General features: G+C 51.2%; 17 protein-coding genes. 11 read left to right on the forward strand and 6 right to left on the reverse strand.

Going from position 1 to position 24824, the window contains the following annotated elements; genetic code table 11:
* The first annotated feature begins 15 nt into the window (after positions 1-15).
* Together LQ777_RS04335 and LQ777_RS04340 are read left to right on the forward strand one after the other, a co-directional pair.
* The gene (locus LQ777_RS04335; protein ID WP_232561296.1) at positions 16-879 is read left to right on the forward strand and encodes an aldo/keto reductase; all 864 of its coding nucleotides are present in this window, start codon (positions 16-18) and stop codon (positions 877-879) included.
* 87 nt (positions 880-966) lie between these two features.
* A complete protein-coding gene (locus LQ777_RS04340; RefSeq protein ID WP_232561297.1) occupies positions 967-1311 on the forward strand; it encodes a hypothetical protein in 345 nt (114 codons plus the stop codon).
* A gap of 76 nt (positions 1312-1387) precedes the next feature.
* Here the strand turns inward: LQ777_RS04340 and LQ777_RS04345 are convergent, their stop codons facing one another.
* The 3 genes from LQ777_RS04345 to LQ777_RS04355 all read right to left on the reverse strand — a co-directional run bounded on the left by LQ777_RS04345 (position 1388) and on the right by LQ777_RS04355 (position 4200).
* Positions 1388-1843: a ferritin-like domain-containing protein gene (locus LQ777_RS04345; RefSeq protein ID WP_232561298.1), complete on the reverse strand. Its 456-nt coding sequence runs from the start codon at positions 1841-1843 to the stop codon at positions 1388-1390.
* A 138-nt stretch (positions 1844-1981) separates the two neighbouring features.
* The gene (gene murA / locus LQ777_RS04350; protein ID WP_232561299.1) at positions 1982-3289 is read right to left on the reverse strand and encodes a UDP-N-acetylglucosamine 1-carboxyvinyltransferase; all 1308 of its coding nucleotides are present in this window, start codon (positions 3287-3289) and stop codon (positions 1982-1984) included.
* A gap of 92 nt (positions 3290-3381) precedes the next feature.
* Positions 3382-4200: a DUF4290 domain-containing protein gene (locus LQ777_RS04355; RefSeq protein WP_232562796.1), complete on the reverse strand. Its 819-nt coding sequence runs from the start codon at positions 4198-4200 to the stop codon at positions 3382-3384.
* A 245-nt stretch (positions 4201-4445) separates the two neighbouring features.
* On the opposite strand from LQ777_RS04355, the gene LQ777_RS04360 reads away from it, so the two are divergent.
* The 3 genes from LQ777_RS04360 to LQ777_RS04370 all read left to right on the forward strand — a co-directional run bounded on the left by LQ777_RS04360 (position 4446) and on the right by LQ777_RS04370 (position 10698).
* The gene (locus LQ777_RS04360; protein WP_232561300.1) at positions 4446-5831 is read left to right on the forward strand and encodes an MATE family efflux transporter; all 1386 of its coding nucleotides are present in this window, start codon (positions 4446-4448) and stop codon (positions 5829-5831) included.
* Between the two features lie 276 nt (positions 5832-6107).
* On the forward strand, positions 6108-9308 hold the full coding sequence (locus LQ777_RS04365) for a SusC/RagA family TonB-linked outer membrane protein (protein ID WP_232561301.1): 3201 nt from the start codon (positions 6108-6110) through the stop codon (positions 9306-9308).
* Between the two features lie 7 nt (positions 9309-9315).
* On the forward strand, positions 9316-10698 hold the full coding sequence (locus LQ777_RS04370) for a RagB/SusD family nutrient uptake outer membrane protein (protein ID WP_232561302.1): 1383 nt from the start codon (positions 9316-9318) through the stop codon (positions 10696-10698).
* Positions 10699-10793: 95 nt separating this feature from the next.
* On the opposite strand, the gene LQ777_RS04375 is transcribed toward LQ777_RS04370, so the two are convergent.
* Both LQ777_RS04375 and LQ777_RS04380 read right to left on the reverse strand, forming a co-directional pair.
* Complete coding sequence (locus tag LQ777_RS04375; RefSeq protein ID WP_232561303.1) at positions 10794-12161, reverse strand: sensor histidine kinase; 1368 nt, start codon at positions 12159-12161, stop codon at positions 10794-10796.
* A 3-nt stretch (positions 12162-12164) separates the two neighbouring features.
* Positions 12165-13139, reverse strand: a complete 975-nt coding sequence (locus tag LQ777_RS04380) for an acyl-ACP desaturase (RefSeq protein WP_232561304.1) — start codon at positions 13137-13139, stop codon at positions 12165-12167.
* Positions 13140-13307: 168 nt separating this feature from the next.
* Between LQ777_RS04380 and LQ777_RS04385 the strand changes: the two genes are divergently transcribed.
* The gene (locus LQ777_RS04385; protein WP_232561305.1) at positions 13308-14063 is read left to right on the forward strand and encodes a lysophospholipid acyltransferase family protein; all 756 of its coding nucleotides are present in this window, start codon (positions 13308-13310) and stop codon (positions 14061-14063) included.
* Positions 14064-14180: 117 nt separating this feature from the next.
* On the opposite strand, the gene LQ777_RS04390 is transcribed toward LQ777_RS04385, so the two are convergent.
* Complete coding sequence (locus LQ777_RS04390; RefSeq protein ID WP_232561306.1) at positions 14181-15557, reverse strand: sigma-54-dependent transcriptional regulator; 1377 nt, start codon at positions 15555-15557, stop codon at positions 14181-14183.
* 167 nt (positions 15558-15724) lie between these two features.
* On the opposite strand from LQ777_RS04390, the gene LQ777_RS04395 reads away from it, so the two are divergent.
* The 5 genes from LQ777_RS04395 to LQ777_RS04415 all read left to right on the forward strand — a co-directional run bounded on the left by LQ777_RS04395 (position 15725) and on the right by LQ777_RS04415 (position 24742).
* Positions 15725-17485, forward strand: coding sequence for an ArnT family glycosyltransferase (locus LQ777_RS04395; protein WP_232561307.1), 1761 nt, complete (start codon positions 15725-15727; stop codon positions 17483-17485).
* Positions 17486-17664: 179 nt separating this feature from the next.
* Positions 17665-18912 (forward strand): efflux RND transporter periplasmic adaptor subunit, encoded by a 1248-nt coding sequence (locus LQ777_RS04400; protein WP_232561308.1) that lies wholly within the window; start codon positions 17665-17667, stop codon positions 18910-18912.
* Between the two features lie 197 nt (positions 18913-19109).
* The gene (locus LQ777_RS04405) at positions 19110-19787 is read left to right on the forward strand and encodes an ABC transporter ATP-binding protein (RefSeq protein WP_232561309.1); all 678 of its coding nucleotides are present in this window, start codon (positions 19110-19112) and stop codon (positions 19785-19787) included.
* Positions 19788-19909: 122 nt separating this feature from the next.
* The gene (locus LQ777_RS04410) at positions 19910-22276 is read left to right on the forward strand and encodes an ABC transporter permease (protein WP_232561310.1); all 2367 of its coding nucleotides are present in this window, start codon (positions 19910-19912) and stop codon (positions 22274-22276) included.
* Between the two features lie 48 nt (positions 22277-22324).
* Positions 22325-24742 carry an ABC transporter permease gene (locus tag LQ777_RS04415; RefSeq protein WP_232561311.1) on the forward strand — a complete coding sequence of 806 codons (2418 nt, stop codon included), beginning with the start codon at positions 22325-22327 and terminating at the stop codon, positions 24740-24742.
* Positions 24743-24824: the final 82 nt, after the last annotated feature.

The following is a 24824-nucleotide window of genomic DNA, read 5'->3' on the forward strand; positions in this document are numbered from 1 at the left end:
CAACTATAAATAGTTATGCAATCAACAGAAACACCAGCAGTGCAGGCTGGCACAATTACAATTGGCGGTGATCTGACCGTAAATCGGATGGCTTTTGGGGCAATGCGCTTGACGGGTGACGGTATCTGGGGACCACCGAAAGATCACGACGAGTGCATTCGCGTGCTGAAACGTACGGTCGAACTCGGAATTAATTTTATTGATACCGCTGACAGCTACGGTCCCTACGTGTCCGAAGAACTCATTGCCGAAGCGTTACATCCGTACAAAGAAGGTCTGGTAATCGCAACAAAAGGGGCACTACTTCGTACGGGTCCAAACCAGTGGCCGGTAGATGGGAGCCGTAAACACCTGGAAGAAGCTCTTGATGGTAGCCTGAAACGACTGAAAGTAGAGCAAATTGACTTGTATCAATTGCACCGATTTGACCCCCAGGTGCCTTCTGAGGAGTTTTTAGGCTTTCTGAAAGAAGCTCAGCAACAGGGAAAAATCAAGCACATCGGTTTGTCGGAGGTAGATATCGAGCAAATCGAGGAAGCCAAGCAATATTTCGAGGTTGTGTCTGTCCAGAACATGTATAATTTCGGTGAGCAGCGATGGAATAACGTCCTGAAATACTGTGAGCAAAATAACATCGCGTTTATCCCGTGGTATCCGTTGAACGCCGGTAACGTATCTGCTCAGCAGGCGATCAAAAAAGTAGCCGAGCGTCACAACGCAACGGATTATCAAATTGCGTTGGCCTGGTTGCTGGCTGCATCGCCGGTTATGCTGCCGATCGCTGGAACGTCGTCGGTCAAACACCTGGAAGAAAACGTGCAGGCCGCAACCATCAAGTTGACGGACGAAGATTTTCAAGATATGCCGCTTCCTCAGTAAGGTACTTCCATTCGGCTTATGAACGGTTATAAGTGCATAAGTCGAATGGAGCATCGCTATTCATCACAAATCAAGCGCTAAACGATCATGGCTATACCAACCAATCAGGATACCCAGCAATTGCTGGTTTCAACGCTACAGCGGTTACAGCAGGGAGCCGAGCATATAAGTCCGGTCGATGAGTTAATTAGTCAATGGAGTGATGCCCTGGGAGAAGGTAATCTAACGCTCGAAAACGTCGCTGATGAGCTGTTCGCGCTGAAGCAGGCACTCGCCGAAGGAAAAGCGGCTAAAATTGCCGGATCGTTGCACACGCTTAGCAAACTGACCAAGCAAGCGGCCAGCGAATCGTCGGAGGTGGGTTTGGTTGGGCAATTGCTGCAACTAGCCGAAGTTCTTGATGGTTTATCTGCCCGAGTCGCTCAGTCGTGATTGTATCGCTGATAAACGAGCAACAAAAAATGGAATGTCGAACGACATTCCATTTTTTGTTTAAGCATGTATAATCTTATGCTGCCTGATGCAAAGCTTTGATCTTTTCGTGAGCGCCTTTTAGCTCGCTCAACTGCTTCTGTAGATCTTCTTTGATGTATGCGGGGATGTTGTCCTTCTCAATAGCATCCTGATAGGCTTCCACCGCTGCGTTCTCACCGAATTCTACGGAACTCAGGATGGTATCCCGGTTTTTGCCCGTAACAGCCGATTTAATGTCGATCCATGCCCGGTGCAATTTGCTCGACAGATCTGTCGAACCTGCGTCAGCAACAGCCGTACCATCGATCCGAACGATGTGCTCAGCTAATTGGCTGCGGAATTGTTCGCTCTGGATGATCATGTGGCGGAACAGATCGTTCAGTTGAGCATCTTCGCTGTCTTTGATAGATTCTTCGTAGCCGTGAATGCGGTCATTGTTGATTTTGACCAGATCGTTGAGGTCATCAACGATTTCTTTGTTATCAATCATGACAATTTTGCTTTGATAGTTAATGAATTCAAAGTCAATAACCCTTCGATTGATTAATTGTTTGTGATGTAACGACCTGACAATAAAAAAGAGACTACTAAGAGCCTCTTTTTTATTGCTGTTGCAGGAAGACTGTGATTACAACCGGATAATCTCAGCGCCGATAGCGTTCAGACGGGTATCGATGTGTTGGTAACCCCGATCAATCTGCTCGATGTTGTCAATGATACTGGTGCCCTGCGCCGATAAAGCCGCGATCAGTAAAGCAACGCCCGCCCGAATATCGGGAGACGACATGCGAATACCTTTTAGGGGAATCTGACGGTTCAGCCCAACAACGGTTGCCCGGTGCGGATCGCAGAGGATGATCTGCGCGCCCATGTCGATGAGCTTGTCCACGAAGAACAACCGGCTTTCAAACATCTTCTGGTGAATGAGTAGCGTTCCCTGGGCCTGAACCGCCGTAACGAGTACAATGCTCAGCAGATCGGGGGTAAAACCAGGCCAGGGCGAATCGGCAACGGTCATCATGCCGCCATCAAGGAAGGATTCGATTTGATAACGGTCCTGCGCCGGAATGAAGATATCGTCGCCCCGGTACTCGATCTGAATGCCTAACCGACGGAACTGGTCGGGGATGATACCCAGCTCGGGAATCCGGCAGTTCTTGATGGTGATTTCTGATTGGGTCATAGCCGCCAGGCCAATGAACGAGCCAATCTCGATCATATCGGGAAGCATGGTGTGCTCGGTCCCGTGGAGTTCCGATACGCCTTCGATGGTGAGCAGGTTAGAACCGACGCCCGAAATTTTGGCCCCCATCGAATTAAGCATTTTGCTCAACTGCTGAAGATAGGGTTCGCAGGCTGCATTGTAGATAGTCGTTGTGCCTTCGGCCATAACAGCGGCCATCAGAACGTTGGCCGTACCTGTTACCGAAGCTTCGTCGAGCAGCATGTATGTACCCCGCAGATTGCTGGCATCCACCTGATAATAGCCGCCATCGTTAGCATCGTAGTTGAACTGAGCTCCTAGTTTTTCGAAGCCCAGGAAGTGCGTATCCAACCGACGACGCCCGATCTTATCGCCACCGGGCCGCGGAATCCGGCCTTTTTTGAAACGGGCGAGCATGGGACCGAGCAACATGACCGAACCCCGGAGAGCTGCGGCCTTGCGCTTGTACGTGTCGCTTTCGAGATAATCGAGGTTAACATCCGATGCAACGAAGCGGTACGAATTTTCGCCGATTTTGGTTACCCAAACGCCGAGGTCGCCCAGCAGATCGATGAGTTGATTGACATCCCGGATTGTTGGAATGTTATGAATCGTGACGGGTTCTTTGGTTAACAGAACAGCGCACAGGATTTGGAGGGCTTCGTTTTTTGCCCCCTGAGGAATCAGTTCACCTTTGAGCTTGCGCCCACCCGTAATTTGAAATGAAGCCATTGCTAGTATAATGAATGATGAAATAACAAACGATGAATGATCAATGCTTTCGGAAAAGGACATTCATCATTCACCGCCCGTTACTGTCGATACTACCGTCTCCGGCGGTCGTTATTGCGATTATTGTTTGGTCGGCCTCCCTGGTTTGGCCCGTCGTTGCGGAAGTTGCGCTGATTACCGCCCTCGTTGCGGTTGTTGGGACGCCCTTGTGGGTTGTCGCCCCGGTTGTTCCGATTGCCCGGTCCGTCGTTGCGGAAATTGCGCTGGTTGTTGTCGTTCCGGTTATTAGACCGGCCCTGGGCGTTATCGTTCCGGTTGTTCCGGGCCTGATTGCCGCCGTAATTTCCACCGACGCGTTGTGGTTGATTTTGGTCACCGGTGCGTTCGCGCGGAGTCGCGTCTACCAGACCCTGTTCCCGAATCAGTTTGATATCGTCGCTCAACTTCCCGTTTGACAGTTCGATCAGACTTTGGTAGATCGTTTCGTCTTCGACGGCCTCCTTGTTCCAGGCCTGATAAAAAGTCCGCATGAGCCGCATCAGGTATGATACGAACGCGCGCTTTTCTTCAGGGTCTTCTACCGAAATTGCTTTCGCTATCAGTAAATCAACGTTTCGGCCGAAGTGTTTAAATTTCAGATGGTGCGTATTATAAGGAACGGGCTGCGGTTTCTTGCCCAGTGCTTCTTCCGACGGTGGTGGATATGGACTATCTACATCCAGCGTAAAGTTCGATATGATGTACAGGTCATCCCACAATTTGTTGTAGTAGTCCTGCCCATCTTTCATGTTGGGGTGAATTTGACGCATCAACTCAACCAGAATATGCGCGTAGCGGGTGCGCTTTTCCCGGTCTTCGATGTTGACCATGTTGTCAACCAGTTTTTGGATACTGCTGCCGTATTCTTTCAAGGGCATTGACTGATTTATGAAAAGAAAACAAAAGTACAAAGAATGCCGCAAGGGGCAAGGGACAGCCAGCACCTAGTCGGTGATAGATGCGTTCATTGACTGATCTGCAAGTAACCGCACTCGTATAAGCAGAATAGTCAATATCGTTACTTATTTAACAACAGAGCCTTTAGCAACCGAACAGGATGGGCGGAAAGCCCTATCTTTGCCGGCCATAGTCAAATTCCGGCCTAAGGCTGTTTACCATGTCATTAATTCGCACCTACCGACCTGAGCTTACCGATACATTCCGATTGAGCGTGCCTATTATCATTGCTCAGCTGGGCGTTGTGTTGATGGGTGTTACAGATAACCTGTTTGTCGGGCGATTGTTAGGAGCCGTTCCGCTGGGAGCCGCTGGTTTGGCCAATTCGCTGTCTTTCCTGATGTCGAGCATTGGTGTGGGCGGACTAAGTGTTGTCGCTGCGTTGGTGTCAAAAGCGCACAGCCAGCAGGACGCAGCCGCCATTAATCGGTTGTTTCGGGGTGGATTACGCGTATCGCTGCTTTTCAGCGTAGTATTCGGCGGTTTGTCGGTATTGCTGGCGTTTAATTTTAGCTTGTTTGGACAGACTGCGGAAATAACCAAGCTCGCCCGCGATTTTATGCTGATCGTCAGTGTATCGCTGTTGCCCTTGCTGGTTTTTGTCGCCACTCGACAATTGGCGGATGGCCTACGCTACCCACGGATCGCCATGGCAATCACCATGTCGGCGCTGGCGCTGAATGCCTTTTTCAATTATGTACTGATCAAGGGAGTCGGGCCATTTCCCGAATTAGGATTAATGGGGTCGGCAACGGCTACGTTGCTTTCCCGGCTGTTTATGGCGGTGGCCATGTTGGCTTATGTGTACCGATCAGCACGATTTAAACCGTATCTGCAACAAGCGTTTCGAAAGCTACCTATCAATGAGGAAGTTAATACGATTCTGAAGCTCGGTGTTCCCGGTGGATTAACGTTCTTTTTCGAGGTCGCCACGTTTTCATTGGCTGTTGTGATTGTTGGCTGGCTGGGTGAGGATCGACTGGCCGCTCACCAGATTGCTATAAACATGGTGTCGGTGACGTATATGATGGCAACCGGTATTTCGTCGGCTGCGGCTATCCGGGTGGGGGCCGCTGTTGGCTCGGGTAATCGCGAGGGTGTGTTTCGGGCGGGTATAGCGGCTTTTATGCTGTCGGTAAGCTTTATGAGCCTGGCCGCTGTCTTATACCTGACAGCCAACGAATGGTTGGTATCACTTTACATCCGCGATAATCCTGCTGTTATGCGCATCGCTGCTTCCTTGGTCATTGTGGGTGGATTCTTTCAGCTTTCCGATGGGGTTCAGGTTGTAGCGTTGGGATGTCTGCGGGGCTTATCCGATGTCAATGTACCCACCATCATTACGTTGTTTTCGTACTGGGTCGTCGCGCTGCCGTTGAGCTATGTGCTTGCTTTTTCGTTTCGCATGGATGCCATTGGCGTGTGGATCGGTCTACTGATGGGGTTGAGCATAGCCGCTGTTTTGCTTACGATCCGTTTCTTTCGGCGCATCCGTCGCTTTGATCTTAACGGAATTGATCTACAGCCGAGTTCAGGTAGCCATTGATGAGCGAACATATCTAGCTATCTGCTAGATTTATACCACTTTAGCCTTATGTCTCTTAAATGTATAGACTATACTAGGCAAATTAAACAGTGGCTAAAGGAAGATAATATAGGATAAAATATTGGATGTATAATTTAAGGATAAGAAGATAATCGGAAAATAACAGGATGTCGGTATCATTGTGTAGCGCCAGACCTGGTAAACGTGTCTTTGTCGAGATAATGACTCGTTTGCACAGATCGTGGATCTATTCTTTTACCAATAAACCCCGATTGTATGTCTGTTTATCTACTTAACCATGCCCGAAAAAAGCTTCGGCACTGGTGGTTGTTCACCCTCTTGCTGCTGATCTCCTCGGTCGGCTACGCGCAGACAAGTATTACCGGAACCGTTACCGACGCGGGTACGGGTGAAGCACTGGCTGGAACAACAGTCCAGGTTAAAGGAACGAACGTCGGTGCGACCAGCGACGCCAAGGGACAGTATCAGATTTCGCTGCCTGCTAACGGACGGATACTTGTTTTTTCGTTTATTGGCTACCAGCCCACGGAAGTTACGGTTGGTAATCAAAGTGTTGTCAACGTTAAGCTGACGAACTCAGATAATGCGCTGGGTGAAGTCGTTGTGGTCGGGTATGGCGTGCAGAATCGCCGGGATATTACCACCTCGATCGGATCAGTGCGGTCGAAGGATCTGGCCAATCAGCCTGTGGCCAGCTTCGATCAGGCACTGGCGGCTAAGATTGCCGGGGTGCAGGTAACGCAAACGTCGGGGGCTCCGGGGGCGGCTTTGTCGGTTCGGGTGCGCGGTACCGGCTCAATCAGTGCGGGTAACGATCCACTCTACGTCATCGACGGTATTCCGCTTTCGCGCGACACCAAATACGCGACCGGGAGCACCAACACACAGTTTCCCGACAATCCGATCAACGTACTCAGTACGATCAATACCGACGATATCGAGTCGATTGAAGTGTTGAAAGATGCGTCGGCGGCTGCCATTTACGGTTCACGCGGCTCGAACGGGGTGGTCTTGCTGACGACCAAGCGCGGAAAAGAAGGAAAAACAGTCGTTAGCTACGATGGCTACGCGGGTGTTCAGCAGGTGTCGAAGAAGATCGATATGGTCAACGCCTATGAATATGCCCAGCTTAGCTACGAAGCTAAAAATAACGCGTATCTGGACCGCAACCCGAACGGTAAAGCGACCGATGCCAATGACGTTCGCAGTCGGGGGGTTGGTGCGCCAAGTACGCTTATCCAGCCCGAAATTGTGCCGTACCTGTCGGGTCAGTCCGGTTTGACAAATACCGATTGGCAGGATGCAATTTTCCGGTCGGCGGCCATTCAGAATCATACACTGTCTATCTCGGGCGGAAAAGATAACGTTCGTTTTTACGTATCGGGCAACTACCTGAACCAGCGGGGCGTCGTAATCAATTCTGGCTACAAACGCTATAGCGCGCGGGCTAACGTCGAAGTGAAAAGCGGTCGGTTAACGGCTGGTATCAACCTGAACCCAACTTACGGGTACCACGATCTGGTCAAAGCCGAAGGGCCTTATCTGGGCGAAGGAATCATTGGATTGGCCTTGCAAATGCCGCCGATCTTTCCGGTTTACAATACCGACGGATCGTATAACTGGGGTGGCAACGCCTGGGGCTACGGGGCTACGTCCATCCTGAACCCGGTGGCTATTACCAATGAAGTACGGGACAAAATGAGCCAGATTCGGTTGCTGGGTAACGTGTACGCGCAGTATAACTTCACCAAAGATTTGTCGTACCGGCTTAGTCTGGGTACCGACATCAACAGTTTCCAGCGCGATTATTACCGACCCTCGATCCTCGAAGTGCGCGACCGGAAGGGAGCATCGGTACCGACGGGTTTTTCACGGGCGCAGAATTTTGTGGACTGGCTGGTTGAAAACACGGTTAACTACAACCATGCATTCGGCGCGCATAACGTATCGGCGCTGGTCGGTTTTACGTCGCAGAAAGATCGTCGGGTTGCGAATGAACTTACAGCTACCAACTTCCCGAATGATCTGGTAACGACGCTCAACGCTGGGCAAGTTTCGTCGGGTAGCTCGGATATTCAGGAGTGGTCGTTGCTGTCGTATTTAGGTCGGGTTCAGTACGATTACAACGGTAAATACCTGCTGTCGGGCGCCGTTCGGGCGGATGGGTCGTCGCGGTTTGGTCGTGATAACCGGTGGGGTTATTTCCCCTCGGTATCGGCTGGCTGGAATATTTCGCAGGAGCCGTTCCTCAAATCAGCTACCTGGATGAGTGATCTGAAAGTACGCGCCAGCTACGGTCTGACCGGTAATTTTCAGATTCCAAACTACGGTTCAATCAGTCTGCTGAGCTACCAAAACTACATTTTGGGACCTGAAACGATTGTGAGCGGTCTGGCACCGAGCAACTCGGCCAACGACAAGCTGAAGTGGGAAAAAACGGCGATGCTTGACATTGGTTTCGACGTTAGTTTCTTCCGCAATAAACTGAACCTTACCGTCGATTACTACAACGCCAACACCTCCGATCTGCTGCTAAACGTGCCTGTTCCGCGTGCATCCGGCTTCAGCACGGAGTTGCAGAATATCGGTAAGGTGAACAACAAAGGAATCGAGTTTACGCTGGGAACGCGCCAGACATTCGGGCGTTTACGCTGGGATGCCAGTGCGAACATTGCGTCCAACAAAAACAAAGTCGTCGCCCTCGGACCGTCGGGTGATCCGATCATTGTGGCGGGTGGTGTGGCCGGAGCGCAGTTCATTACGCAGATCGGTCGTCCTATCGGCGAGTACTACACCATGATCTACGACGGTGTATTCAAAAATCAGGCAGAGGTCGATGCTTACCCGCATACGTCTACGACCCGCCCCGGCGACTTCAAATTTATCGACAATAACAAAGACGGTAAAATCGATTTCAGCAGCGACCGGGCGGTTACGGGTAGTTATTTTCCAAAGTATACGTTTGGGTTCAACACCAATCTGGCGTACGGTGGATTCGATCTGGGCGTTGCTGTACAAGGTGTTCAGGGCCACAAAATTCTGAATCTGCTGCGTCGCTACGTTTATAATATGGAAGGAAACGGTAATCTGTTCAAAGGTGCGTTGAACCGCTGGCAGTCGGCCGAAAATCCGGGCAACGGACTGGTTAACCGGGCCAATCGGCTGGCATCAGGATCGAACGGTGAAATTTCGACCTGGCATATTGAAGATGGCTCGTACGTACGAATCCGTACCATTACGCTCGGCTACACGCTACCGTCTACGCTGCTGTCGCGTCTGGGACTTAGCCGGGCACGCGTGTACGTAACCGCTCAGAACCCGTTCACCTTCACCAAATACCTCGGTTTCAACCCGGAGGTGAACAGCCGTCCCGATAGTGCTTTATCGTCGGGTGAGGATTATGGTACCTATCCGTTACCGCGCACAACGTCGGTCGGTTTAAACCTTTCATTCTGAAACAGCCATGAAAAAGATAACCTTACTTGTTGCCTGTCTGATCGGCTTGTCGGCTTGTCAGAAAGATTTTCTGGATTTAAAGCCTCAGTCGCAACCTAACGTCGATAACTTTTATAAAACCGCCAACGATTTCGGCAATGCGGTAAACGGTGCGTACGACGCGTTGCAAAGTGCCAATCAGTACGGTGGCGATTATAACACCTTGAGCGAAGCGCGGAGCGATAATGTTCTCGATAACGACCCTTCGTCCGGTTCCGGTCTGCGCTACAACATAGACCGGTTTATTGAACCAACAACGAATACGGTGCTGCGGGATACCTGGGGGAGTCTGTACACGGGCATAAACCGGTGTAATCTGATCCTGGACAAGATCGACGCTGTATCGATGGATGCTACGCTGAAAGCCCGTTACAAAGGAGAAGCGCAGTTTATTCGGGCGTTGTCGTATTTCAATCTGGTGCGGTTGTGGGGGCGTGTTCCGCTCGTGCTGACCGCCGGAACGACTACCGAAGCTCGTTCGTACAAGCGTAACGAGGTAACCGAAATCTATACCGCGATTGAAAAAGATTTGACCGATGCCGCAGCGGGTTTGCCAGCCAGTTATACGGGTAACGATGTCGGACGGGCTACGTCGGGCGCGGCCAAAGGGCTGTTGGGAAAAGTTTACGTTACCGAGAAAAAATATGATCTGGCTGTACCCGTACTGAGAGATCTGGTAAACGGAACAACGTACCAACTGCTTCCGAATATCGCCGATGTGTTTTCGGTGACGAATAAAAACAACGCTGAATTGCTGTTCGCGGTGAAATTCAAAAAAGGCGGGTTGTTAGGCGAAGGGCACGGCTCCTGGTACGGAACGAGCATCGGCGACAACATCGAATCGTCGCTACGGGCGGCTTACGCGGCAACGGACAAGCGGCTACCCCTGACGGTTCAGGTTCCGGTACCTAGTAGTATCAACGTTGTACCAAGAAAGTTCTACGATGAGCTATCGGCTACCAACGACGTCGGCAACGACTTTCCGGTATTGCGTTTTGCTGATGTGCTGCTGCTGTACGCCGAAGCGTTGAACGAAGTAGGGTATCAGGCCGATGGCGAAGCGTTCAAAGCGCTGAACCGGGTCCGTACGCGGGCGGGCGTTGCTACCTACACCGCTGCTCAACTGGCAACGAAAGAAACATTTCGGACGGCGGTTATCAACGAGCGACGGCTGGAACTAGCACTGGAAAATGATCGCTGGTTCGATCTGATCCGCACCGGAACCGCCGTTGAGGCTATCAAGGTAACGGGAATCACCATGCCCGCCAATCGGGTTGTATACCCAATTCCGCAGTCGGAAATCGACGTATATAACAACAAAACCACCTTTCCGCAGAACGACGGTTATTAACTGTAACGTGGGCCTCTGGTCCGCAGGGTGAAGATGAGTGTTGTTGGTGACTATAGCAACCGGCTTCTCTCTGCGGACCAGAGGTCCGCGTTACGTTAGAAGACCAGGTTAAAGGTGCTGCCCGTTCCGGGAGTGGACGTAGCGGTTAACTGACCACCGTGAAGCTGCATGATCTGTCTTGACAGGCTCAGGCCAATGCCGGAGCCTGTTTTTTTTGTGGTATAGAATGGGATGAAAATCTGTTCCAGCGCTTCGGGTTCGATGCCCGGTCCATTGTCCGATACGCTGATGATAACGCGTGGACCATCCGCTACGGCTTCCAGATGAATTGCCGGGTCGGGCGTTTTGTCAAGGCTTTCTACCGCATTCTTCAGTAAGTTGATCAGAACCATTTCGATCTGATCGGCGTCGGCGCGGATAGCCAGATTGGGCAGCGCTGTTGTCGTCGTAATTTTGACCGATTGTTTATGGCTGTTCGCTTCGGTGAGTTGTACGGCGTGTCGCATCAGCTCAGCTACCGAAACGTCGGCAAAGTTGGGTTGCGGAATCGTTGTGAAGTGCCGGTACGCGTCCACAAACCGCATCACACCCGCACCGCGTTGCTCGATGGTGGTCAGGGCATCCCGAAGATCGGTAACCGAAGAAGAAAACAACTGATCCGATGTATCGAGGGATGAGAGTCCGGATTCGGTGATCGGTACCAGATCGGTTTCGACAATATCGCGCATCGTGCCCGCCAGTGATACGATGGGCGTAATCGAATTCATGATCTCGTGCCGGAGAACCTTGGTCAGGTTTTGCCACGCGTCCAGTTCGCGCTGTTGCAGCTCGGTACGGATATTTTGCAGTGACGCTACCGTTACCAACCGACCCCGTAGCCGAACAGCGGTGCACCGAACGGATAATTCGCCATCGGTTCCGGTTTGGTACGAAACGGGTGTAGACGAAGCCGTGGATGACTTAAGCACGTTGACCAGATCGGCATGGGTAGCGTTAAGATCGCCGAGTGTGCGCAGTCGGTACGTGCCTAACAAGCGCAGGGCGGTCTGATTGACTAACTCCACTTGCCCTGCCGAATCAAACGTCAGCAAACCGACGCTGACGTGCTGAACAATGGTATTGACATAATGAAGGTTCGCTTCTTTTTCGGCTCGTGCCTGCCGGAACGCATCCAGTACTTCGTTGAACTGGTCGTTGAGTTCGTGAAACGACGGACCAAGGTTGCTGTCGGCCCGGAAGGCAACGGCGAAATCGGAGTAGCGCACTGACTCCAGAAAGCGCGTTAGCTTGCGGTTCAGGCTGGTAACATATCGGTAGAGGTTTACCGATATGACCACCAGCACAATAAACAAGGGCAAGAACACCAGGCCGTTACTGCCTTGCAGGTAAAAGTAGGTTACGGCAATAGTCAGGGCGACCATCACCGCGATACGCCACCCAACCCCCAAGGCAAAACGATTCATGGCTTAGGCGATCCAGGTGAATGGGTATTCAAGAGTGGGTACTTTGGTTCGATCAGCAATCCGACGTAGCCGGTTTGGTAAGGCCATCACATAATCGCGGGCGCGTTGACCGGCATCGTCGAGATCCGTTATCGATGCGATTTTCCAATCCGTCAACAGATCATCCAGAATCTCAATATAGTCGTGCGTCGTGTAGACACCGAGCCGCTGGGCCGCGTCGGAGAAGTGGCTAAATGTCTGCCCGATTTTAACGCCGGTTTCGCGCAGGAAGTGAGCGGGCATCACAATCTTTTTGCGCATCATATCCTCAAAAGCCAGCATCATCTCCGTAGGATCAACCTCAAAAATCTGACTCACGAACGCTTTGTACGCTTTGGCGTGACGCATCTCGTCGGAGGCAATGACACCACAAATTTTAGACAGTTGGGTACAACCCGCTTTCTTAGCCAGCGTAGCCGTTCGGCGGTGCGACAGGTTGGTGGCTAATTCCTGAAAGGAGGTGTACACAAAATTGCGGTACGGATCGCGGCCCGTTCCAATATCAAAGCCGTCGGCAATGAGGTACTGGGTTGATACTTCCATCGCCCGCATGTTGACCCGTCCCGACAAGTACAGAAACTTGTTCAGCAAATCACCATGCCGGTTTTCTTCGGCGGTCCAGCCCCGTATCCACTGCGTCCAGTTCTGCGGACCACTCTGATCGACACCTTCCATATCCATCAACCAGGATTCGTAGGTGGGCAGTGCTTCTTCGGTAATTGTATCGCCGACAAGTACGGCTACGTAATCGTAGGATAGTTCACGAACGCTTTCGCGCAGCAACTTAACTTCGTCCAGAAAATTGTCCTGTGTGGTGTCAGGCAGCAGGTCAGCCGGTTGCCAGTTTGTTTCAATTGGTTTAAGAAAATCACCTAGTACGGTATCTATTTTCTCACCAACGAAACGCATTACGTCCACACGTGAGGCTGATAATATCATAGGAATAATAAAAGAAAATGATCAATCCAATCAATCGTATTGCAAGGTACGCTTAAAACAAACGATAGATTGGGTATGGTTTGCTTTTTATGGCAGACTAAAACGGACGGATTGCTATTTTTGGGGTAAAATGCCGTTACAGGCGCTTGTGCTACCGAAAAAGACTGTATGAAAAAAATTCTGGATTATCTGCTGAGCTGTGTCTACCTGCTTTTCTTTGGATTAACGTTATGTGTATTTCACGTTCTTCAGGTGGTGGCATTTCATGGATTCGGTAAGCCAGCGCACAAGAAAGTAGTTGACTGGATGAATGCGTTTATTTCGTACGGCTGGTACCTGACCGGAAGCAGCATCCGGTTTGAGCAACCGCAAAACCTGCCAACCGACCGCCCGATTATTTTTGTCGCCAACCACCAGAGCATGTTCGATATTTCGCCGATTATCTGGTTCTTACGTCGGTACACACCCATCTTTGTTTCCAAGATCGAGCTGGCGCGGGGAATTCCGGGCGTATCGTACAACCTGCGAAAAAGCGGAGCCGCCCTGATCGACCGTAAAGACCCGAAACAAGCGATTGTTGAGATTGCCCGGCTTGGCAAACACATCCAGCAAACCAAGCATTCGGCGGTTATTTTCCCCGAAGGAACGCGGTCATCGTCCGGTCAGATGCGCCCCTTCGTGGCGGGCGGACTGGCTATGCTGCTCAAGCGGGCTCCATCAGCGCTTGTTGTTCCCATTGCGGTTCGGGGAACAGGACATTTCAACCCCAAAGGAATCTTCCCGCTGACCTCGTTTTCAAAAATGTCGTGGTACGTTCTGCCGGGTATCGAACCTGCCGGACTGACGCCAGATGATATTGTTCGGCAGGCACAGGAAGCTATTGCGCAGGAGCTTGGTGTTGCGGGAGGTGTCGTTAGCGAGTAAGCCAGTACCAGCGCAGACAAGGCCGTAGAATCCAAACATTTATTGCCCTAGAACAGCCAAAAGGCGTATTTCTGAGGTAACAGTTGCTCCTGCCTCCATTACCTCAGAAAAGAAGATTTATAAACCGAATTTTTCGAGCCGTCTGTACAGCGCCTGACGCGATACGCCCAGTTCGCGGGCCACGTCGGTAATGCTACCCCGGTGTTTTTGCATGGCCTGCTGGATGAGTTGGCGTTCCATGTCTTCCAGTTGCAGCGTTTCGTTGACCGGCGAGGCTGTTGCCGATGAATCTTTTCTGAATACGAAATTATCGGGCTCCAGCAGCGTTCCCTGTGTTAGTTCCGGACGGGCCAGAATGACGGCTCGCTCGACGGCATGTTGCAACTCTCGGACGTTTCCCGGCCAGCGGTACTGTTTCATTTCAGCCAGCAAAGCCGGGCTTAATCCCGAAACCGAACGGTTGTACTGCTTGGCGTACTTTTTTAGGAAATAGTCGGCTAGTGTACCAATATCGGACGGACGTTCGCGCAGGGGAGGTAGATGAAGCTCAATGGTGTTGATCCGGTACAGCAAATCCTGTCGGAATTGCCGCTCAGCTACCCGCTGGTTCAGATCCGAGTTAGTCGCACAAACGAGCCGAACATCAATTGCGCGGGCTTTGTTTGAACCGACACGGGTAACCTGCCGCTGTTGAAGCACCGTTAGCAAGCGGGCTTGCTGGGCTGGCGTAAGGTTACCTATTTCGTCCAGGAAAATGGTGCCGCCGTTGGCTTCTTCGAACCGACCCGCTCGGTCGTCACGGGCGTCGGTGAACGCGCCCTTCACATGGCCGAACAGTTCGCTTTCAAACAAGCTTTCCGTCAATGCGCCCACGTCAACGCTGACAAATGGTTTGTCGCGTCGGTCCGACTGGTCGTGAATGGCGCGGGCTACTAAATCTTTGCCCGTACCATTTTCACCTAAAATCAGCACGTTAGCGTCGGTCGGGGCTACCTGCTCGACTGTTTCCAGAACAGGACGCATTGCCGAACCGATGATGGTTGCGTGTTTGCCGTTCGTTTTTCCGGCGGGTTTTTCCTTCGATCCTTTTTCGGATTCTTCTTTATCCGGCTTCCGGCCTTCAACAGCTCCCCGGATCGTATCCAGAAATTTATCGTTCTGCCAAGGTTTCAGCACAAAATCGACGGCTCCTGCTTTGATGGCTCGTACGGCCATTTCGACGTCGCCGTACGCGGTAAACAAGATGACTCTGGCTTTTGGGTCGATGTCCAGAATTCGGTCGAGCCAGGCAAATCCCTCGCGACCACTGCTTACATCGCGCTGAAAATTCATGTCCAGTACAATCGCATCGTACCGGTTGTTATTCAGTAGAAAAGGCAATTTTTCGGGATTCTTTTCGATGTCTACCGCACTAACATGCCTTTTTAGGAGCAGCCGGGCCGCTAGCAGCACGTCGGGATCATCGTCGACGAGGAGGAGTTTAGCATCTTGCATATACCAAAGATAAAGAGTCAGCCGATTTGTTGCACGCAGGCACCATTTTCCACTAAATTAAGCATTTCTTACGTACTTTCGCCCCTAAAGTCGTTGAGCGGTTATTGGTCGTGATTTATGGTCATTTACTGGCAATTAATCGTCCAACGATTAGTTAATGCCAACTGATGACAGATAATCCTCAACCACTCAACGACCGCTGGTTTTACGCGCTGGTAGCGGCTGGCGTCTTCCTGAACGCAACGGGATTGTTCCCGCCAATTCTCGAACCCGACGGGGCTTTGTACGCCTGCATCGCCAAGACGATGGCCCAGACGGGTGATTTTGTTGATCTCTACGCCGTTGGTCACGATTGGCTCGATAAGCCCCACTTTCCGTTCTGGGTGTCGGCGCTGAGCTACCTCGTTTTCGGCATCAACACGTTTGCCTATAAATTTCCGGCGCTGCTGTTTTTTCTGGGTAGCGTTTTGTATACCTACAAATTCGTTCGACTCTCATACGCCAAACTGACAGCTCAGGTTGCCGTTCTGGTGTTGCTGACGGCCTTTCACGGTGTGCTTTCGAACAGCGACGTGCGGGCTGAACCGTACCTGATTCTGCTAATCATTGGTCCGGTTTACCATTTTTACCGCGTATTTCTTGGCACGTCTCGAAGTTGGCTGCATCTCGTCTTAGGTTCGTTTCTGACGGGTTGTGCGCTGATGACAAAAGGACTGTTTGTACTCGTGCCGATAGGTGGGGGATTGGTAATTCACTGGCTGCTGACGGGCAACTGGCGTGAGTTCCTGAAGCCGCGCTGGTATCTGGCCGTGGTCCTGTCGTTTGTGTTTACGCTTCCCGAAATTTACTGTTTGTATCAGCAGTTCGATCTGCATCCGGAGAAAGTGGTATTCGGCAATACCAACGTTTCGGGTATCCGGTTTTTCTTTTGGGACAGTCAGTTTGGCCGTTTCTTCAACACGGGGCCCATCAAAGGGGCAGGTGACAAATTTTTCTTTGTCCACACCCTGCTTTGGGCGTTTTTGCCCTGGTCGTTGCCGCTGTACCTGGGCGTCGGAAAAACAATCACAGCCCTGGTCAAACGACAGAATCCTTGGCCAACTCAGTCCCTCCAGACCGGGTCAATCCAGACCGGATCCCTCCAGACCGGGTCAACTGGAACTAGTTCTGAGTATGTCTCGCTGGGGTCAGGACTCGCTACCTTTCTCTTATTTTCGCTATCTGGCTTTCAATTGCCGCACTATTTGAACATCGTTTTTCCGTTTTATGCCATCATGACCGCTCAGTTTCTGGTCGATCTGAGCCCCGTGAATCTCCGTCGCTGGACCAATGCGCAGACGGTTATCGGGGTGCTATTGGCTGTGCTGATCGTTGCGGTATTAGTCGTTGTGCAACCTGCGCATCTGGGTCTGGCCCTGAGCTGGACAATGCTCATTGGTTTTTCGACGTTTGCCTTTTTTCGGAAAAATACGATGCTCTCGTTGATGGGGCGCATGGTCGGGGCGATGCTGTTGCTGGCGGGTATTTTGAATCTGTTTCTGTATCCGACGTTTATGCAGTACCAGGCGGGTTTGGCCGCAGCCCGTTTTGTGAACGAACAACCGCAGCTTAAGAAGCGGCCAACTGTGCTCTACGGTTCGGAAACGTTTGGCGAAAGCTCATGGTCGTACGAATTCTACGTACAGACTCCAACGCAGTACATTCACGAAAACTCGATTGCCGTACTGGAGCAAATGAGCCGTCGGCAGCCCGTACAGGTTTTTACGACCAACACCTACGCGGATTCGCTCGAAGCGCACGGGTTTCAGGTTCGTCGGGTCGCCATCTTTCCGTACTTTCATATCAGTCAGCTGACGTACGACTTTCTGAATTACAACACGCGGTCAACAACACTAAAGCCCTACGTACTGGCCGATGTCAGGCGGTAGAGAGGGCAATTGTGAAACCGGACAGCTATCTGTCCGAAAGCGGACATGATATTTGCTTCACATGTGCGCAATAGTCTGTTAATCAGTGGGTATTGTTAATTGGCATGACTATTGGCGAAGTGAAATAGGCGGACGAGCTTGGGCCACTGCTCTTTTATTCCCTCGTTCGCTTATTAAACATGGATCGCGTCTTACCTAAACGTTTCTGGACAAACCAACGTATCGCCATTTTCGCAGGGGGTACGCTGGTCGTGAGTTTATTAGCATACACATTTTTGTTCGCCGACCGCCGGTCGAAGCTGAACGTCGAAAAAGATAAAATAACCGTATCGAACGTAGCCACCGGACCTTTCGAAGATTTTATTGCCGTTACGGGCGTGGTGCAGCCGCTAAAAACCATTCGGCTGGACGCTATCGAAGGCGGTTATGTAACGCAGAAATTGGTCGAAGGGGGGAACATGGTTAAAAAAGGCGAGGTGCTGCTGAAATTGGAGAACCAAAGCTTAAAACTAAGCTTCCTGCAATCCGAGACCGAAGCCAACCGACTTGTCAACGACTTACAAACTACCCGCCAGCGCTTACAGGTCGAGCGGTTTACGCTCCGTAAAACACTGGCCGATCTCGATGCCCAAATCGATCAGTTAAAAGATACCTACGACCGTCAGGCTAAGCTATACAAAGATAAAGTCGTGTCGGAAGAAGACTACCTGAAAGCCAAGCGTGCCTACGAGCGGATGGCGGGCCAACGTACGATTGAAGTCGAAACGCAGAAGTACCAGGAGCAGAATGCTAAGATACAGATCAAGCAACTCGAAGAGACACTGCAACGCACGCAGCGCAACGTTGCGCTCTGGCAGCAGACTCTGGACAATCTAGTTGTGAAAGCACCGGTTTCGGGACAGCTGTCGAGCATCGATGTAGAAGTGGGCTCGAACATCAACCGGGGACAGAACATTGGCCAGATCGATGATTTGAACGGGTTTAAAATGCGCGTGGGCGTTGATGAACATTACATTAGCCGCGTATTTTCGGGCTTGAAAGGTTCATTTGAATTCAACGGTAAAACGCACGAGCTGGAGATCAGCCGCGTGTATCCCGAAGTGAAAAGCGGCCGGTTTGAAGTCGATATGAATTTTCCAAAAGGTGCGCCCGAAGGCATCAAGCGGGGGCAGTCGTCACCTATTCAATTGGAACTGGGTAAAGCCGCTAAAGCAACGCTGCTGCCGGTTGGTGGCTTCTTCTCCGACACGGGCGGTAACTGGGTGTATGTGCTGGATAAGTCGGGTAAGCGGGCCGTGAAGAGACAAATCACATTAGGTCGCAAGAATCCTGAGTATTACGAAGTGCTGGACGGCCTACAACCCGGTGATCAGGTTATTACGAGTTCCTACGAGAATTTTGGTGACAACGAAGTACTTGAATTTTAATCTTTTTTTGACAGGATTTACAGCCGGGCCGCCGGGCGGATTGAATGATTTCAATTGTCTGCTTTATCCTGTCAAAAAACACGAATCGTAGGGCTGCTCATAGGATTGCCATGATTTCAATTGTCTATTTAATCATGTCAATCCTGTAAATCCTGTCGAATAAAACATGATCCTGTAAATCCTGCCAAGAAAAAAATATGATCCAGACAGTCAACCTTCAAAAACTCTTCGCCACCGAAGAAGTAGAAACCACCGCCCTGAACGGCATCAACATGGAAGTGCGCGATGGCGAATTTGTTGCCATCATGGGCCCGTCCGGTTGTGGCAAGTCCACCTTGCTGAATATCCTTGGTTTGCTGGACAACCCAAGCGAAGGTGAATACAATTTCTACGGAACACCCGTTGCCCGAATGACGGAGCGCCAGCGGGCACAACTGCGTAAAGGGTCCATCGGGTTTGTGTTTCAAAGCTTCAACCTGATCGACGAATTGACGGTTTATGAAAACGTTGAGCTACCGCTGTTGTACCTGAAAACGCCCCCCGACGAGCGTAAAGCGCGGGTTGAAGAGGCTCTGGAACGGATGAGTATCATGCACCGGCGGAATCACTTTCCGCAGCAACTCTCGGGTGGTCAGCAGCAACGGACAGCCATTGCGCGGGCGGTTGTCGCCAAACCAAAGCTGATCCTGGCCGATGAACCGACGGGTAACCTCGACTCGAAAAATGGAGAAGAGGTGATGAAACTACTGGGCGAACTGAACGACGAAGGCACCACGATCATCATGGTAACGCACTCACCCTACGATGCTGGATTTGCGCACCGGATCGTGAACCTGTTCGATGGTAAAGTGGTGACCGAAAATTTCCACGTATAACCCGAAACGGGGTTTAAACCGATTGCTAGAAATAAATAGGCGGCTGAGAAACGGCCTGTCTAATTCCGCGCATCTTTTTAGTGCTGTTGATGGCTCTGTTTCGACTTTTATCCTGAACCCTTATGCTCCGCAATTACTTCAAAATCGCTGTTCGAAGTCTGCTCAAGCACAAACTTTACTCGGGTATCAACGTGTTTGGGCTGGCGCTTGGCATGGCCTGTAGTCTGTTGATTGGCCTGTGGGTAAAGGACGAGTTGAGCTATGACCTGTTTTTGCCCGACGCGGAGCGTATTTGCTTTGTACGAGTCAACTTCACGAATCCAAATGATCCTGCGGCTGACATTGCCACCAATTTTGTGACGCCCGGCCCGTTGCAGGAAGCCATCGCCAAAGACGTTCCCGAAGTAGCGGCCACTGTTAAAACGGATTACGGCCCGGAATACCTGATCAAAGTCGGTGATAAGACAGCCAAAGAACGCGGCCATTTTGCTACCGATGATTTCTTCGGCGTGTTCAATTTGCCCGTCGTTGCCGGTAATCCTAAAGCGGCTCTGAAACAGCCCAATCAAATCATCCTCACCCGAACAGTCGCCGAGAAGTTCTTCCCGAATGGGGAGGCTTTAGGACAAAAACTTCAGCTGAATAACGATAAATACTACGTAGTAGGAGCTGTGATTGAGGATGTTCCGCATAACTCCAATCTGCAATTTGGCTGGCTTGTCAACTGGAACGTTCAGGCGCAGGACTGGATGAAAACCTGGGGAAATAACTCTTTCAGAACGTATGTTCGGCTAAAACCACACACCACCGTGGCGCAGGCCGAAGCCGCCATGAGTACCATTTATCCGCGCCACGCGGGTAAAAATTTCGCGACTGGGCGACCGACGCTTCAGCCGCTTACCGATCTACATCTGTATTCGGATTACAAAAATGGAAAGAGCGTGGGTGGACGTATCGAATACGTTCGCGTTTTTGCGTTGGTGGCTTTGTTTATCCTGCTGATTGCCTGCGTTAACTTCATGAATCTGGCCACGGCCCGCTCGGCAACCCGCGCTAAAGAAGTAGGCGTTCGCAAAGTAGTTGGGGCCTTACGTTCGTCATTGGCGGGGCAGTTTCTAAGCGAATCCGTGCTGACAAGTCTGCTGGCGGCTACGTTGTCGCTGGGCTTTGTATGGCTTGCGTTACCGTCATTCAATACGGTGTCCGGTACTACATTAACCCTCGATCTGACCGATCCAGTACTCTGGCTCATTGTGCTGGGATTAACGATCATTACGGGCGTGCTGTCGGGAAGTTATCCGGCGCTGTTTCTGTCCTCGTTACAGCCTATTAAAATTTTGAAAGGCCGCCTTCAGGTAGGCACGGGGCCTGCGCTGTTTCGTCGGGCTCTGGTTGTTTTTCAGTTTTCGCTGTCTGTTTTCCTGATTGTCGGTATGATGGCAGTCAGTAAACAAATGAATTACCTACGTACCAAAAACCTCGGTCTCGACCGTGAAAACGTGTTGTACTGGCCTATCGAGGGCTTTTCCGAAACAAAACAATACGAAGCGTTCCAGCGCGAAGTTGTCCGGTTACCGTCGATTGCCTCAGCCACTACGGCTGGGTCGTTACCAATCGACATCCAGGGTTCATCGGGCGATTTGCAATGGCCGGGGAAAGATCCGCGTCAGGACAATCAGGTATTCGCTATGTTTGTGGGTAGTGATTTTGCCCGGACGATGAACATCAAACTGGCCGACGGACGTGACTTTCAGGCCAGCAGCCCCGCCGACTCATCGAACTATATCATCAATGAAGCAACGGCCCGGTTGATGCATATGAAAGACCCGGTCGGTAAAGAAGTGCAATTCTGGATGGGAAAAGGTCGGATTGTTGGGGTGCTGAAAGATTTTCACATGCAGTCGCTTCACGAAACCATCAAGCCGATTATACTTTGCTTCAACTACCTGAACACAAGCTATCTGCTGGTAAAGACCCGGCCTGGGCAAACCCAGCAGGCGATTGCGGATCTGGAAAAGCTGTCCAAAGGATACAACCCGAACTACCCGTTCAATTTTCATTTCCTGGATGAAGAATACGAAAAGCTGTACCGGGCCGAGCAGCAGGTGCATACGCTAATTAACTATTTCGGAGTACTGGCTATTTTGATTTCGTGTCTGGGCTTATTTGGTCTGGCCGCATTTACGGCCGAGCAGCGCCGGAAAGAAATTGGCGTTCGTAAAGTGTTGGGAGCCAGCGTTACCAACATCGTTGGGCTACTGTCGCAGGATTTCCTCAAACTGGTTCTGATTGCGCTCGTGCTGGCTTCCCCCTTGGCGTGGTGGGCGTTGAGCAAATGGCTCGATACGTTTGCTTACCAGACGGAGCTAACGTGGTGGCTCTTCGGAGTGGCGGGTGCTCTGGCTATTGTTATTGCGTTCCTGACCGTAAGTTATCAAAGTATCAAAGCCGCTCTGGTCAACCCGGTTACTAGTCTGAAAGCCGAATAACATCACAGTGCTATACGAAAACAAGTATGGCCTATTATCATACCGTTTATGCTTCGTAACTACCTCAAGGTTGCTTTCCGAACGCTTTGGAAAAACCGAACGCACACCTTTATCAATGTCATTGGCTTGTCGGTGGCGTTTGGCACATGCATCCTGTTGTTTCTGACGGCTACTTTCGAACTGTCGTACGACCACTTTCATACCGATTCAAACCGGATTTTTCGGCTGCATTTCCTGTCGTCAAATCGGGATGGTTCGGTTAACAAAGAGTCGCCTATGCCTTTCCCGATTTCGCCCGCGCTGAAAGCCGAATTCCCCGAACTAGAAGGGGTGACGCGCTGGTTTGATCGGAGCGCGAGCGTTCGACGGAATGACCAGACGTACACCAAAGATGTTCGGATGGTAGACGCCGATTTCCTGCACATGTTTACGTTTCCGCTCCAGAAGGGAAATACCCGGACGGCTATGAACAGCCTAAGTGATATCGTCATCAGCGGAAACATGGCCAAAGATATTTTTGGTAGCGAAGACCCTGTCGGTAAACCACTTCAACTACGGCTAAACAATGAATGGAAGGCATTTACCGTAACCGGTGTTATCAACAATGCCCCAAAAAACTCGTCGTTCGAATATGATGCGTTTATTCGGAGTGAGAACGCGGGCGACTATGCCGATAATAAAGGCCGCTGGGATCACGGTAGCCATGATGTTTACGTCAAGCTAAAGCCCGGTACGGACCCGCAAACGCTGCAACGACGTACGCAGGCGCTGATGAACAAGTATTTTGCTTCCGATATGAAGGAACGGCAGGAGCAGGGGTACCCGAAAAATGAACTGGGTTTTCAGCGAAGCCTGATACTTCAACCGCTGCTGGACGTTCACTTCGACACTGAAACGACGCATGGTGCCGGTATCAGCCGCACCTACGTATTCACGCTGATGCTCGTTGGCCTGTTCATTCTGGCGATTGCCTGCATCAATTTCATCAACCTGACCATTGCGCAGTCGCTTTCTCGGGCGCGGGAAGTCGGGGTACGGAAGTCGCTGGGGGCGCAGCGGGGGCAACTGTTCGGCCAGATCTGGGGCGAAACCGTGCTACTGTGTTTCGGTGCGTTGCTCATCGGGTTAGGTCTGGCTTATGGTCTGCTACCGGTATTCAATCGGCTGTTCAGAAGCCAGCTGACGCTGTCCGACTTTCTCCAGCCAACCGTTTTGTTGACAACGATCCTGGGCTTTTTGCTGATCACCTTGGTCGCGGGCGGTTATCCATCCTGGTTTGTAACCCGCTTCAATGCGGTGGAAGTGCTTAAAGGAAAAGTGAAAGTGAGCCGTCCCGGATTACTGCGTAATTCACTGATCGTAACGCAGTTCACAATAGCCTGTCTGCTGATTGTCTGTACCGTTATTGTCCGCCAGCAGATTACGTACCTTCAGCAGAAACCGGTGGGGCTGGATAAAGAGCAGGTCGTTAGCATACCGGTCGGCAACGGACTAAACGGCAACGACGTACTGAAAACCATGCGCGACCGGCTGTCCAATCAACCCAACATCGTGGCTGTGTCGGGTTCCGGCGTCAACATTGGCGCGGGGCTCGACGGGAGTTCGTCGCGGTCCATATACGGATTTATGTACGGTAAACGCGACGTCAGTTGTGACTGGCTACGCGTCGATACGGATTATTTGAAAACAATGGGTATCAAGCTGCTGCAAGGACGCGACTTTAGCCCTAGTTTCAGCACCGACTCCAGCTCGAGCGTGCTGATTACGCAAAGCATGGCCAAGGCGTTAGGCGAAACGAATCCGGTGGGCAAGTTTATCAAGCCTGACAATAAGACGTTCCAGATCGTTGGTGTCGTTGCGGACTTCAATCTATACTCGCTGCACCAGGAAGCAAAACCCATTGCTTTACAAATGCAGTCGAGCTTGCCCATTCAGTACATTCTCGTGCGGGTGAACCCCCAGAATCTAACGGGCGCGATGGAAACCATTAAGGCATCCTGGAAATTGATAGCGCCCAAACAAGAATTTATCGGCTCGTTTCTGGACGAAAACACCGAACGCTGGTACAAACGAGAACGACGACTGGCAAATATCTTCTCATCGGCCGCCGGTATTGCTATCGTGCTGTCGTGCATGGGTCTGTTCGCGATTGCTTTGCTTACCATTCGGCAGCGGACCAAAGAGATCGGCGTTCGGAAAGTGCTGGGTGCGTCGGTGTTTAGCATTGTCGGACTGCTCTCCCGCGATTTTCTCAAACTGGTCATTGCGGCTATTATCATCGCATCGCCGATTGCCTGGTACGCGATGGATCAATGGCTGGCCGATTTCGCTTACAAAATTGACATCGAGTGGTGGGTGTTTGCGCTGTCGGGAATTCTCGCTATCGTGATTGCGCTCCTGACGGTGAGTTTCCAGAGTATCAAAGCCGCTTTAATGAATCCGGTTAAATCGCTCCGTAGTGAGTAAATAACCACTGGTCTACGCCTTCGGAAAGAAATACTGTTTATTGTTCTTAAAAAAAGCCTGGACACAATTGTATCCAGGCTTT

Origin of the sequence: Spirosoma oryzicola (assembly GCF_021233055.1) — a bacterium.
Classification (GTDB): domain Bacteria; phylum Bacteroidota; class Bacteroidia; order Cytophagales; family Spirosomataceae; genus Spirosoma; species Spirosoma oryzicola.

Coding starts and splice junctions, on each gene's coding strand:
- LQ777_RS04335 (WP_232561296.1), top strand. CDS start 16: ATGCAATCAACAGAAACACCAGCAGTGCAGGCTGGCACAATTACAATT.
- LQ777_RS04340 (WP_232561297.1), top strand. CDS start 967: ATGGCTATACCAACCAATCAGGATACCCAGCAATTGCTGGTTTCAACG.
- LQ777_RS04345 (WP_232561298.1), bottom strand. CDS start 1,843: ATGATTGATAACAAAGAAATCGTTGATGACCTCAACGATCTGGTCAAA.
- murA (WP_232561299.1), bottom strand. CDS start 3,289: ATGGCTTCATTTCAAATTACGGGTGGGCGCAAGCTCAAAGGTGAACTG.
- LQ777_RS04360 (WP_232561300.1), top strand. CDS start 4,446: ATGTCATTAATTCGCACCTACCGACCTGAGCTTACCGATACATTCCGA.
- LQ777_RS04365 (WP_232561301.1), top strand. CDS start 6,108: ATGTCTGTTTATCTACTTAACCATGCCCGAAAAAAGCTTCGGCACTGG.
- LQ777_RS04370 (WP_232561302.1), top strand. CDS start 9,316: ATGAAAAAGATAACCTTACTTGTTGCCTGTCTGATCGGCTTGTCGGCT.
- LQ777_RS04375 (WP_232561303.1), bottom strand. CDS start 12,161: ATGAATCGTTTTGCCTTGGGGGTTGGGTGGCGTATCGCGGTGATGGTC.
- LQ777_RS04380 (WP_232561304.1), bottom strand. CDS start 13,139: ATGATATTATCAGCCTCACGTGTGGACGTAATGCGTTTCGTTGGTGAG.
- LQ777_RS04385 (WP_232561305.1), top strand. CDS start 13,308: ATGAAAAAAATTCTGGATTATCTGCTGAGCTGTGTCTACCTGCTTTTC.
- LQ777_RS04390 (WP_232561306.1), bottom strand. CDS start 15,557: ATGCAAGATGCTAAACTCCTCCTCGTCGACGATGATCCCGACGTGCTG.
- LQ777_RS04395 (WP_232561307.1), top strand. CDS start 15,725: ATGACAGATAATCCTCAACCACTCAACGACCGCTGGTTTTACGCGCTG.
- LQ777_RS04400 (WP_232561308.1), top strand. CDS start 17,665: ATGGATCGCGTCTTACCTAAACGTTTCTGGACAAACCAACGTATCGCC.
- LQ777_RS04405 (WP_232561309.1), top strand. CDS start 19,110: ATGATCCAGACAGTCAACCTTCAAAAACTCTTCGCCACCGAAGAAGTA.
- LQ777_RS04410 (WP_232561310.1), top strand. CDS start 19,910: ATGCTCCGCAATTACTTCAAAATCGCTGTTCGAAGTCTGCTCAAGCAC.
- LQ777_RS04415 (WP_232561311.1), top strand. CDS start 22,325: ATGCTTCGTAACTACCTCAAGGTTGCTTTCCGAACGCTTTGGAAAAAC.